General features: G+C 63.5%; 10 protein-coding genes. 2 read left to right on the forward strand and 8 right to left on the reverse strand.

Annotation, left to right across the window (positions count from 1 at the left end):
- Positions 1 to 219: 219 nt before the first annotated feature.
- Together ACIQ36_RS05065 and ACIQ36_RS05070 are read left to right on the forward strand one after the other, a co-directional pair.
- The gene (locus ACIQ36_RS05065) at positions 220 to 576 is read left to right on the forward strand and encodes a CidA/LrgA family protein (RefSeq protein ID WP_395826537.1); all 357 of its coding nucleotides are present in this window, start codon (positions 220 to 222) and stop codon (positions 574 to 576) included.
- Entirely contained in the window at positions 573 to 1295 is a 723-nt protein-coding gene (locus ACIQ36_RS05070) for an LrgB family protein (RefSeq protein ID WP_395826538.1), read from the forward strand. Before ACIQ36_RS05065 ends, ACIQ36_RS05070 begins: the two co-directional genes overlap by 4 nt.
- Before the next feature lie 202 nt (positions 1296 to 1497).
- Here ACIQ36_RS05070 and ACIQ36_RS05075 read toward each other — a convergent pair whose 3' ends face one another.
- The 8 genes from ACIQ36_RS05075 to ACIQ36_RS05110 all read right to left on the reverse strand — a co-directional run.
- Positions 1498 to 6234, reverse strand: a complete 4737-nt coding sequence (locus tag ACIQ36_RS05075) for an NAD-glutamate dehydrogenase (RefSeq protein WP_395826540.1) — start codon at positions 6232 to 6234, stop codon at positions 1498 to 1500.
- 259 nt (positions 6235 to 6493) lie between these two features.
- Complete coding sequence (locus ACIQ36_RS05080; RefSeq protein WP_395826542.1) at positions 6494 to 6838, reverse strand: type II toxin-antitoxin system PemK/MazF family toxin; 345 nt, start codon at positions 6836 to 6838, stop codon at positions 6494 to 6496.
- Complete coding sequence (locus tag ACIQ36_RS05085) at positions 6825 to 7037, reverse strand: AbrB/MazE/SpoVT family DNA-binding domain-containing protein (RefSeq protein WP_395826543.1); 213 nt, start codon at positions 7035 to 7037, stop codon at positions 6825 to 6827. The genes ACIQ36_RS05080 and ACIQ36_RS05085 overlap by 14 nt, the downstream gene beginning before the upstream one ends.
- Positions 7038 to 7109: 72 nt before the next feature.
- A complete protein-coding gene (locus ACIQ36_RS05090) occupies positions 7110 to 8840 on the reverse strand; it encodes a heparinase II/III family protein (RefSeq protein WP_395826545.1) in 1731 nt (576 codons plus the stop codon).
- Positions 8841 to 8871: 31 nt separating this feature from the next.
- Complete coding sequence (gene rpe / locus ACIQ36_RS05095) at positions 8872 to 9534, reverse strand: ribulose-phosphate 3-epimerase (RefSeq protein WP_395826547.1); 663 nt, start codon at positions 9532 to 9534, stop codon at positions 8872 to 8874.
- Between the two features lie 14 nt (positions 9535 to 9548).
- Positions 9549 to 10886 (reverse strand): RsmB/NOP family class I SAM-dependent RNA methyltransferase, encoded by a 1338-nt coding sequence (locus ACIQ36_RS05100; protein ID WP_395826548.1) that lies wholly within the window; start codon positions 10884 to 10886, stop codon positions 9549 to 9551.
- Positions 10808 to 11296, reverse strand: a complete 489-nt coding sequence (locus ACIQ36_RS05105; protein WP_395826550.1) for a hypothetical protein — start codon at positions 11294 to 11296, stop codon at positions 10808 to 10810. The genes ACIQ36_RS05100 and ACIQ36_RS05105 overlap by 79 nt, the downstream gene beginning before the upstream one ends.
- Before the next feature lie 237 nt (positions 11297 to 11533).
- A partial coding sequence (locus ACIQ36_RS05110; protein ID WP_395826552.1) for a zinc metalloprotease HtpX occupies positions 11534 to 12377 on the reverse strand: 844 nt, incomplete at its 5' end.

Here is a 12377-nt window from a genome sequence, read left to right on the forward strand (position 1 = left end):
AAGCATGGGCATTTCTCCAGCGTCAGGGCACGGTTTATACAGTATTCTAAATGCTTGTTTATAGTCTTTCACTCCTGAAACAAGCAATTTATAGGCCAGTAGTTGCGCGCTTTTCGATAATCAGCGTTTTTAATCGATAGCCGTCAAAGAGGCGACGGCGCGGCCTGTGGTGCTCTAGGGTAGTGGGAGCGCGACGTTCGGTTGGGAGAAGGAACCAGCATGCTGAAAGGCTTAACCATTTTATTGCTGTGCCAGTTGATCGGTGAAGCCACCGTGCGCGGGCTGGGATTACCCGTGCCGGGGCCGGTCTTGGGCATGGCCTTGCTGTTTTGCGGCTTTATGCTGCGGGGCGGCATTCCCCAAGATGTCGATCAGGTTGGCGGAACGTTGCTCAAGCACCTCTCGCTGCTCTTTGTTCCCGCCGGGGTTGGGGTGATGCTGTATTTGCCGCTTTTTGCGGCAGAATGGGAGGCGATTGCGGCCTCCTTAGTATTCTCGACGCTGCTGACCATCGCTGTGACCGGGCTCATCATGAAGTGGCTTTTGCCGCGTGACACCTCGGGAGCGTCCGAATGAACCCCGATTTCTACCAAGTTTGGGTCTATCTTTCGACCAGTCCGCTGCTGTCGCTGACCTTAACGCTCGTGGCCTATCAGGGCGGCCTGTGGATTTACGAAAAGATGGACCGGCGGCCGCTGTTCAACCCGGTGCTGATCGCCGTGATCTTCCTCGTCGGGCTGCTGATGGTGACGAACACCGATTATAAAACCTATTTCGCCGGGGCGCAGTTCGTGCATTTCCTCTTAGGTCCGGCGACGGTCGCGCTGGCCCTGCCGCTCTACCGGCAAGTCGCCGCCGTGCGCCGCTCGATGCTGGCGCTGACGGTGGCGGTTTTGGCGGGCGGGATCACGGCGGCAGTTTCCGCGATTGGGATAGCCAAGCTTCTCGGCGCGACCGACCGCACCCTGATTTCCCTCGCGCCGAAATCGGTCACGGCCCCGGTGGCGATGGGGATTTCCGAACAATTGGGCGGGCTGCCCTCGCTCACCGCCGTTCTCGTGATGCTCACCGGCATTACCGGCGCGGTGCTGGCGACCTATCTGCTCAATGCCCTGCGCATCAAGGATTGGCGGGCGCGCGGCTTTGCCATCGGCGTTGCCGCCCACGGTATCGGCACCGCCCGCGCGCTTCAGGTGAACGAGGTGGCGGGGGCTTTCTCCGGTCTTGCCATGGGGATCAATGCGCTGGCGAGTGCTGTGCTGCTGCCGTTGCTGGTGCGGTGGCTGCTGGGGTAGGGGCGGGCTTTAGATCGGGGCGCTGCCTCGAACCCCACCGAAGGGGCGGCGGCCTCTTCGGGAACCCGGCTATTGGGAGTAATGTTCTGAAAATCATAATGGATTACCAAGGTCTCACCCTTGGTTTGGGTTATTAGGGGCAAAGCCCCTAATCCCGGCGAAGCCGGATCGCAGGAGCGCGCGCGCCTGCGATCCGTTTTCCTTAGACGGTGAGCGCCCGCAACGCCCGTTCAGCCACCGTCAACCGCGCAAGATCGGCCCCCGGTTGGGCGGCGAGGTCGGCGAGCAGGCTGTCTGCCGCTTTCAGACTATCGCCGCGCGCGGCCAACCACCCGTCGAACCCGCCGGAATGGGCGAGGCTCTGGCGGGCGATGGTTTCTTGCAGGCGCGCGAAATCCCCAGCAAGCCCGGTGAGGGCCGCCCGCGTCCAGCCGTCCCCTGCCGGGGCGGTGGCAACGGCAGCACGCAGGCCGTCGAAGCCCAGGCGGTGCCCGGCGGCGGCAAAGACGGCCCCGGCCCGGTCGATCTCGACCCCGGCGGCTTCGGCCACGGCGAGCACATCAAGCCGCTGCACCAACTGCCCGAGGGATGCTACCTGGCCTGCAACGCTGGTATCGCTGGCAAGACCGTCGCGCAGCCGGGCAATCGCCGGGCTGAGGGCGGCTAGCGCATCGCCGATGCCGCCGGGGAGCGACTGGCGCAAGACCCAGCGCATCGCTGTTTCGAGCGCCTTTGAACTGGCGCGGTAGAGCGCCAGTTGGTCGGCGGCAGCGCCCTGCCCGTCGAGCGCTTCGATAGAAGCCCAGAGCGTCGGCAGATCCAATGCACCGCGCGCAATGGCATAGGCGCGGGTGAGGTCGCCAATGCTGGCCCCGGTTTCGGCCTCTAGGTCCGAGAGCAGGGCAATCCCGCCGCGATTGACCATTTCATTGGTCAGCACGGTGGCGATGATTTCCCGGCGCAGGCCGTGGCGTAGAATAACCTCGCGGTACTCCGCGCCGAGAACAGGCGGGAAATAGCCAATGAGATCATCATTGAGGGCGGCATCGTCGATAACTGCCGAGGGCAGCAGCTTATTGTAGACGGCGATTTTCGACCAAGCCAGCAGCGGCGCGAGTTCCGGGCGCACGAGGGCGAGCCCGGCGGCGCGGCGCGCGTCCAACTGCGCGGCATTGGGCAGGCTTTCCAGACTGCGGTCCAGCGCCACCTCTTTTTCCAACCTGTCCATCAGGCGGCGGGCGGTATCGATGTACTCGCCCCCCTCGTGCTGAGCGGCGGACAGCGCGAAGGTTTGCAGGTAATTATCCCGCAACACATGGTCGCAGACTTCGGTTGCCATGCTGGCGACCAGCGTATCGCGGCCCGGAATATCCAAATCACCGCGCTGCACCGGATCGCCGAGCAGGATTTTGATATTCACCTCGTGATCGGAGCAATCGACCCCGGCGGAATTATCGATAGCGTCGGTATTGAGCCGGACGCCCGCGAGCGCAGCTTCAATGCGTCCGCGCTGGGTTGCGCCGAGGTTTGCGCCCTCGCCAATCACCCGCGCCCGCACCTCGCGCCCATCAATGCGCAAGGCATCATTGGCGCGGTCGCCGACGCCCGCATTATTCTCGTCCTGGGCCTTAATGTAAGTGCCGATCCCGCCGAACCACAGCAGATCGACCTGGGCTTTCAGCATCGCCTGAATGAGATCGGCGGGGGTGACTTGCTCCCGCTCGATGCCGAACAGGGCTTGGATTTCCGGGGTCAGTTTCAGGATTTTGGCCGAGCGCTCGAAAATCGCGCCGCCCTTGGAAATCAGCGACGTGTCGTAATCTTTCCAGGTGGAACTGGGCAGGGCGAACATGCGCTTGCGCTCTTCAAACGTCCGCGCCGCATCGGGGGTCGGGTCGATGAAAATATGCATATGGTTGAACGCGCCGACCAGCCGCAGCTTGTCCGAATGGATCAAGCCATTGCCGAACACGTCGCCCGCCATATCGCCGATACCGATAACCGAGATTTCCTGCTGGCGCAGATCAATCCCGGCCTCGCGCAAATGCCGCTCCACCGCGACCCACGCCCCGCGCGCGGTAATGCCGAGCGCCTTATGGTCATAGCCTGCCGAGCCGCCCGAGGCGAAAGCATCATCGAGCCAGAAGCCATAGTCGCGGCTCACGCCATTGGCGATATCGGAGAAGGTCGCCGTGCCCTTATCGGCGGCCACGACCAAATAGGGATCGTCGGGATCGAGGCGCACCACGTTCGGCGGCGGCACGATCGCGCCTTCCTTGCGGTTGTCGGTGATATCGAGCAGCCCGCGCATCATCGTTTTGTAGCATTCGATGGCGTGGGCGAGCACTGCCGGGCGACCCGCTTCGGGCGGCAGCGGGCGTTTGACGAAGAAGCCGCCTTTCGAGCCCACGGGCACGATCACGGCGTTTTTCACCGTTTGGGCTTTCAGCAGGCCCAGGATTTCCGTGCGGAAATCTTCGCGCCGATCCGACCAGCGAATCCCGCCGCGCGCCACTTTGCCGCCGCGCAAATGCACGGCTTCCACATCGGGCGAATAGACCCAGATTTCATAAAGCGGGCGCGGCTTGGGTAGATCGTCGATGCGGCCGCTATCGAGCTTGAAGCTGACATAGGCTTTCGGCAACCCATCGGCCCCGACCTGATAGAAGTTGGTGCGCAAGGTTGCGAGGATTAGGTTCAGGTAGCGCCGCAGAATGCGGTCTTCATCGAGCGCGGTCACGGCATCCAGCGCGTGTTCGATCTCGACGACGATCCCCGCCGCGCTTACTTCGTCGGCTGTGGCCGGGTTGAAGCGGGCATGGAAGAGGGCGACCAGCAGGCTGGCAATCGCCGATTGATTGGCGAGCGCCTGTTCAAGGTAACTTTGGCTATAGGTCAGCCCGGCCTGTTTCAGATATTTGGCATAGGCGCGCAGAATAACGATTTCGCGCCAATCGAGGCCCGCTGCGAGAATCAGGCGGTTGAAGCCATCGTCTTCGGCGCGGTTATTCCAGGTGGCGGCGAAAGCGGCGTGGAAGCGCTCGCGCGCGTCCTCCAGCGCAACGGGGCGCTTGTCCTGAACCACCAAATCAAAATCATGCAGCCAAACGCGCGCCGCCGGTTGGCCCTCGGCGGTCAGCGGGCGCAGTTTGAACGGGGTTTCGCTCAGCACGCGCAGGCCCCGGTTTTCCAGCATCGGCAGCACGTCCGACAAAGCGACCGGCTGACCCGTGCGGAAAATCTTGAAGCTCAACTCCGTGTCCGCCGCGTCGGGGCGGCGGTACACCCAGAACACGGTATCGCCATCGCCCGCGCTCAGAATACGCGGAATATCGGCAACGGCATCGTCGCCGGTGAATTTTTCGCGGTAGGCGGCGGGGAAGGCATTCATGAAGCGGCGCAGCAGCCCGCCGCGCGTGGTTCCGCCCGGCGGGGTGATCCGCCCGAGGGCCGACTGGATCTGATCGACCCAGCCGCGCCCGGCTTCCACCAAACGCCGTTCAATCTCGGCGCTATCGAATTCCACCCGCTCCTCGCGGTTAGTCTTCACGATGATGTGCAGGCGCGCCAGCGGCGATTCGGACAGTTGGATATAGGAGGCGGAAATGCGCCCGCCCAAGCCTTCCGCCAGGATCGCATGGAAGCGCTCGCGCAGGGCATTATCGTAGCGGTCGCGCGGGATATAGACGAGGCAGGAGACATAGCGCGCAAACGGGTCGCGCCGGGTGAACAGCGCAATACGGCGGCGGTCTTGAAGCTGCAACACGGCCATCGCCGTTTCGAACAATTCCTGCGGGTCGATCTGGAACAGTTCGTCGCGCGGGTAGGTTTCGAGAATCTGCATCAAGGCTTTGCCGTCGTGGCTATTGGGCGACAGGCCCGCGTGCGTGACGACGTGATCGATCTTCTGGCGCAGCACCGGAATCGTGCTCGGGCTATCGTTGTAGACACGGCCGGTGAACAGCCCGACGAAGCGGCGTTCGGCAATCACTTTGCCGGTCGCATCCAGCTTCTTGATCGCCACCACATCCATATGAACGGGGCGGTGAACGGTAGCGCGCTGATTGGCTTTGGTGACGGTCAGCAGCGTTGGCGATTCAAGGAAGGCGCGCACTTCCGGCGGCAGGGCCGAGAGGGTGCGAATCCCATCGAAAATCGAATAATCGGGGTCGCGCAGAATACCAAGGCCGCTGTCGTCGGTGACTTTCATCACCGTTTCGCCATCCACCGTATCGAACACATATTCGCGGTAGCCGAGCAGGGTCATGTGATTATCGGCGAGCCAGGTCAGAAACGCTTTGGTTTCCTCCACTTCGCCCGCGCTAATCGGGGCCGAGGCTAGGGCCGGATCATCGAGTTCTGCCGTAATCAACGACAGCCGATGCAGCATCGCCCGCCAATCTTCGACCGCCGCGCGCGTGTCTTTCAAGGCTTGGGCGAGCGAGGCTTCGATCGCGGGGAAATCTTCATCCTCCACCGTGCCGCCCAGGCCGATCTGCATCACCGATTCGGCCGTGCCGTCGCCATAGGCGCTGCGGTTTCCGGCCGTATCGCGGGTGACGCGCACGATGGGGTGGAGAATGATATCGACGGTCAAATCGGCAGCGAGCCGCCCAGTCGACAGCGCGCTTGTGACCGTATCGACCAGGAAGGGCATATCGTCATTGACGATTTCTACCAGAAGGGGTGTACCGAGCCAGGCGCTGGTACGCGGATCGGGGCGAACGACGCGCAGTTTGGCCTCGCCCGGCTGGCGCTGCGCGGCGAAATCCCACAAGGAGCGCGCGCAGGCGACAAGATCCTCCGGCGTCCGGGCCGATAGATCGGCGCGGGACAGGCCGCTGAATAAAGCGCGCGCGAAGGTCGCAAGATCGCCCTCCAGCCGCGCGGCGACTGCTTCGAGAACCTGAGTACGCAACGCTTCCGTCTGTAAGCCCATCGTTTCCTCCTGCTGCGGGGCGGGCGGGGGAGAGGTGCCGCAACCCCGTCGGGCATGCTTCGCGCCGATCCTGAGTGTCCAGTATCGTGAAGTTTTTTTGCTTTTATTTCTGTTTTATATCACGACCTGCGACAGAGTGAAGCATTTCGGCGTGGGGTGGATATGCTGTTTTTTTGAGCGGGTGGCTAGCAAAAAGAAACTGCCGCTCCCGCGCTACAGGGAGAGCAGCCACGCTGGATAAGCGTATCGCATACTTATGTCAGTTTTGGCCTAGGTGCGCCTGAACCTGTCGACAAACCTCGGCGCATTCAGCCTCGCCAATCCGACCGATGACATCGGCGTCCCGCGCTTCGATCGTGGCGATTTTGACGGTACGAATAAGCGACGGTGCCGGAAGCCCCGCCTCGGCGTAGGTCGAAACTAAACTGACGTCTCCAGCCCAAGCCCTATTTTCCGCACTGGTAATCATAAGAACCCATAGAAGCTCGGCGTTGGCACCTAACCCCTGTTCGGAGATCACGAGAGCGGGGCGGCGCTGCCGAGTTGCCCGATCCGTGTAGGGAAAGGGAACTCGGACAATATCGCCAAGCTTATAGGTTGGCATAAGCGCGCGTATCGGCGTCGCTAGACCATTCCGAGAAGGTAGCGAAAGGATCGTCGGCAACGGGTGTGACTTTAGTGAGAATCACTTGCCCTTGCTCAATGCGGTAGACGAGTTCGTCCCCAGCTTCTAGCCGCAGAGCGAGCCGAACCGCTTGCGGAATAGTCGTTTGGGCCTTGGAGGTCATCTTGCTTGTAATCATGACGGAAATCCAAAGAATGGTTTCTTTGAGGGTAAGGAAAATCCTTACGGTGCGCAAGCCACGAACAAGTGCCTACCGCTCTTCTCGCCGCAGCGCCCATTTCACCGTCGCGCCCGCGCCGTCGGTTTCGCCGGTAAGCGTGATCTGCTGGCTGCGGTTCATATCAAAACCATTACCGAGATAGATCGAATCCGACAGCCCCAAGCTCGCGCCCGCCGCTCGCAAGCGCCATCCGGCCCCGCTTTTCGTCCGCAGCAGAACGGCGCTACCGCCCTGGAGCAGCGATGCCGTGACACTGGGGTGTAAATGAAACCGAATCACGAAGGGCGCAACGCCATAGCCCATTTCGCCGCCGCCAGGCACCAGCCGGTCTTCGCCGCGCAAATCGTGGCCATCGCTGGCGAGGAAGAGGCGACGCTGCACCAGCAGGCCGAAGGGGCCGATATAGCCGTCGTGGCTGAGGTCTAGCCAAACGCCGTCCGTGCTTTCGTCGCGGCTTACGCTGACATGGGTCGGGCCGCGCGTAATCTGGCCGTCGGCGTCGAAATCGCTGCTGGAGCGCTCGGCCAGGGTGAGGGCGGAATGGGCCGCCGTTGCCCGCTGCGCTTTGCGCCAGCGCGGGTTTGCCGCGAGATGCGCGCCGCAGTTGACGATCAGCCGCTCGCGCCCGTCCGAAACCTCAAGGCTGAGCGTGCCCGCGTGGGCTGCCCCGCCGAGTGGGTAAAGGCCGGGCGGTGCATGCTCGTTGCGCCCGCCGTTCTGCGCACTGCCGCAGTCGATCAAAACGATGCTCTTGCCGCGCTCCAGCCGCTGAAAACCGGAATGGGGCGCGCCTTGGGGGATCTTGCTGCCACCGCCCGCAACGTCGAGTACGCGCCCGATGCGGGTAGCGCTTTCCTCCTGGCCGCCGTTGAACAGGGCCAGCGCGCCATCGCCATGACAGAAAAAACGTAAGACCGGCACGCAGCGGTCGAGCGCAAGGCTGAGGGCGGCGGGCGGCGTTGCTTGGGCGAGACCATAGGCGGCGCGCACCGTTAGCAGCGCTTCTGTCACCAGCAGTTGCACCGAGGGGCAGCGTTCGATCACGCCGCCATCGGGGCGAATATCCTCGGTGAGAATCAGTTCACTAAGGCTGGCGACGGATTTTTCGGCAGCGCGCTGCAGGTCTGGCGGTAAGGGCAATGCGAGCGTGGCCAGCGCGAGCCCGGTAAACGCCTGAATGCGCGGCAGACCGGGCGCGGCCAGCGCGGCAGCATCGATCAAATAGCGCCCCTGCCGCCCGAGTGAGGCCAGAAACGGCGCGCTGAGAGGGTCGCCAACCGTGCTGAGCAGCCCTTCCGCCGCCTCCAGCCACGCCGTGACCCGCCGCCCCACCACATCGGGCCGCCAGGAGACCGGGTGCCAATGGCCGTGGTCGGCAATCCACCGCCCAATCATTTCGCGTGCCCGGTCATGGGCGAGGGGGGTATCGAGGCTGCGCAGGGCGGTAAGCCACGCGAAGGCGTGGAGTTCGGCCCGCCAAGCCGGGGTGCTTTTATCGGGCAGCCAGGTGCTATCGCTCTCGCCCAAGCGGTGGCTTTCGCCGAAGAAAACGAAAGTGCCCTCTAGCAGCGCGGTGGCGTCGCGGGCGTTGGTTTCCTTGCTCGCGGCATCGCGCGCGGCGGGCACCTCGCCCTCGGCGTCGGGTTCATCCCACAGCGGCGGGAGGGTGAGCCGAAAATGATCGGGCGGGGCGCGGTCCAGCCGCCGCCAATAGAAGGGGGAGAGGAAACGCGCATGCCGTACCCAGGTCCAGGCTGCCATCGCCGCGTCTCGCTCTGTTCCCTGACGTTCCCTAAGCCGCTTTCAAGCGCCGGATATTCTCGGCGTAAGCGCTGGGGCCACCCTTGAAGGTGGCGGTTCCGGCGACCAGCAAATCGGCCCCGGCGGCTACCGCGCGCGGGGCGGTTTCCAGCGTAATGCCGCCATCAACTTCCAAATCGATGCGTTTGCCCGTCGCGTCGATGCGTTTGCGCAAGGCTTCGATCTTGCGCAATTGGCTGTCGATGAAGCTTTGCCCGCCAAAGCCGGGGTTGACTGACATGACCAGAATCAAATCGAGATCATCGATTAGATAATCGATCATCTCAATCGGCGTATGCGGGTTCAGCACGATTCCGGCTTTTTTGCCCAAGGATTTGATGAGCTGCACCGTGCGATGGGGATGCGCCCCCGCTTCCGGGTGGAAGCTGATGATATCCGCGCCCGCTTCGGCAAAAGCCGCGATATAGAGATCGACCGGCGAAATCATCAAATGCACATCGAACGGCAGCGCCGAATGGGGGCGCAGCGCTTTGACCACCGCCGGGCCGATGGTGATGTTGGGCACGAAATGCCCGTCCATCACATCGACATGGACCATATCGGCCCCCGCTTCGGTAATCGCGGCGACTTCCGCCCCCAGCTTGGCGAAATCGGCGGACAGGATCGACGGGGCAATCCGAGTAGCCTGCTGCATTCTTCTCTAAACCCTTACGAAACGCGCCGCAGCCGGGCGGCATAGAAACCATCGATTCCGCCCAACTCCGCCAAATGGCTCGGCAAAGTCCGCAAATCGCCTTGAGAGGTGATCATTTCCGTAAGCCCGCCCACTTCCGCCGCGCGAATGGGCACGCGGATGAAGCGCCGGTCGCGGGCGAGGAAACGGGTGATCCGCTCTGGCCCTTCTTCTTCTTCCAGCGAGCAGACGCAATAAACCAGCGTGCCGCCGGTGGTCAGCATACGGGCGGCGGCATCGAGCAGCCGATCCTGGGCCAGGACCATCGCGTCAATATCGCCCTGTTGCTTCAACCACAGCACGTCCGGGTGGCGGCGCGCGGTGCCGGTGGCCGAACAGGGGGCATCCAGCAAAATCGCGTCGAACGGGCGCGGCGGGCGGTAGAAGGCGGCGTCGTCGGCCACGGTTTCCGCCACAAGGCCAACGCGGCTGAGGTTTTCTGACACGCGGCGCAAGCGGCCCGCCGAACGGTCGAGCGCCGTGACTTTTGCGCCTGCGGCGGAAAGCTGCATCGTCTTGCCGCCTGGCGCGGCGCACAGATCGGCAACACGCATCCCGGTAACGGGGCCGAGCAGTTTGGCGGGCATGGCCGCGCCCGCATCCTGCACCCACCACGCGCCTTCGTGGAAGCCGGGCAGGGCATCGATGCGGCCATGATTATCATGCACGCGCAAGGAGCCCGTCGGCAGGACCACGGCCCCGAGTTTTTGCGCCCATTCGTCGGTCGTCGCCGGGTCTTTCAGCGTCAGGTCAAGGGCGGCTTCCCCGCGCAAGGAGGCGGCAATGGCCTGCGTTGTCGGCTCGCCATAGGTGCCGACCCAGGATTTCCAAAGCCAATCGGGAATGGCGACGCGGGTGCGGTCGATTTCCGCCAGCACGGTTTCCCGCTCGTCGATCACCCGGCGCAGCAGCGCGTTCACGAAGCCGGTCATATGCGCCATGTTGAGCGCGACCGTCAGCGCCACCGTTGCCGAAACGGCTGCGTGCGGCGGGGTTTCGAGCACGAGAAGCTGGGCGATGCCCAGGCGCAGAATATCTTCGGCCACCGCATCGCGGGCCTTAATCGGCTCGCGCACCAGTTTGGCGATCACGGCGTCGATATAGCCCAGATGGCGCAGCACGGCGCTGGCGAGGGCGCGAACGAAGGCCCGGTCGCGCGCATCGAGCCCGCGCAGGCCCTGGTGCGTGGCGAAAGCATCGTCGAGCGGGCGGCGGCGGCGCAGAACCTGACCGATCACCTCAACGGCAAGCACACGCGGATTGACCTCAGCGCCGGGGCGCGGCTTCCGTTGCCCGCCGCTCTCACTGCGCACGCGGAATTGTCGTTCCCCCTGCGGGCGGTCACCCTGGGGACGATTCCCATAGGGTCGATCCCCTTGCGGTCGGTCGCCCTGGGGCCGGTTGCCATAGGGTCGATCTCCCTGCGGACGGTCGCCTTGAGGACGGTTGCCGTAGGGCCGATCTCCCTGGGGACGGTCGCCTTGAGGACGGTTGCCATAGGGCCGATCCCCCTGGGGACGGTCGCCTTGAGGACGGTTTCCGTAGGGTCGATCTCCCTGGGGTCGGTCGCCTTGAGGACGGTTGCCGTAGGGTCGATCTCCCTGGGGTCGGTCGCCTTGGGGCCGGTTCCCATAGGGTCGATCCCCTTGCGGTCGGTCGCCTTGAGGACGGTTTCCGTAGGGTCGATCTCCCTGGGGTCGGTCGCCTTGGGGCCGGTTCCCATAGGGTCGATCCCCTTGCGGGCGGTCGCCCTGGGGCCGATTGCCGTAGGGTCGATCCCCCTGCGGTCGGTCGCCTTGGGGCCGGTTTCCGTAGGGCCGATCCCCCTGCGGGCGGTCGCCTTGAGGCCGGTTTCCGTAAGGCCGGTCGCCCGGCGGGCGTTTGCCGCCGCCGCCAGCGCCTGTAGGACGATTACCGCCGGGGCGGTTTCCAGGTGGCCGACGGCCCGACGAATGGTCGTTCAACCCCAAGGCCTCCGAGTGCGAGAAGCATCGGATTTGGCCCGGCCCCGCCAGGGCGAGCCTGTCGGAGCGGGTTTGGCTAAGGAGGAAACAAGCGCCATTAGTCGGGTTACTCTATTCTGCGTCGACGGGTGGGTGGAAAACAGGCTATCCGCCCCCGCCCCGCTCAAGGGATTGTAGATGAACACATGGGCCGAGGCCGGATTGCGTTCCGCCGTCAGGTTTACGCGACCTTTGGCATAGGCTTCAATCTTTTGTAGGGCTGTTGCAAGCGCTTCAGGGTTGCCACAAATCGCAGCCCCGGTTTTATCGGCCTCATATTCGCGCGTCCGCGAGATGGCCATTTGCACCAGCATGGCCATAATCGGGGCCAAAAGCATCAAAATCAGCGCGCCGATGCCGCCAATGCCGCCGCCTCCACGGTTATTATTGGACGGGCTGAAAACCATTGCGAAATTCGCCAGCATGCCAATTGCGCCCGCGAGTGTTGCGGTAATCGTCATGGTCAGCGTGTCGCGGTTTTTGATATGAGCGATTTCATGGGCGATAACGGCGGCGATTTCGTCGCGGTCGAGAATCTCCAACAGGCCCGAGGTAACGGCGACGACGCCTTTTTCGGGATTGCGCCCGGTGGCGAAGGCATTCGGCTGGCCCTCGTGCATCAAATAGAGGCGCGGCATGGGAATGTCGGCCCGGCGCGCGAGATCGGCGACGATTTGATAAAGTTCGGGCGCGTCGCTCGGGGCGAGCGGTTGGGCGTGGTGCATGCTGAGCACCAGCGAATCGGACGTCCAATAGGCGAAGAAATTCATCGCAGCGGCGACCAAAAACGCAATCAGCATC

The sequence above is a fragment of the Elstera sp. genome (assembly GCF_044372965.1).
GTDB lineage: Bacteria > Pseudomonadota > Alphaproteobacteria > Elsterales > Elsteraceae > Elstera.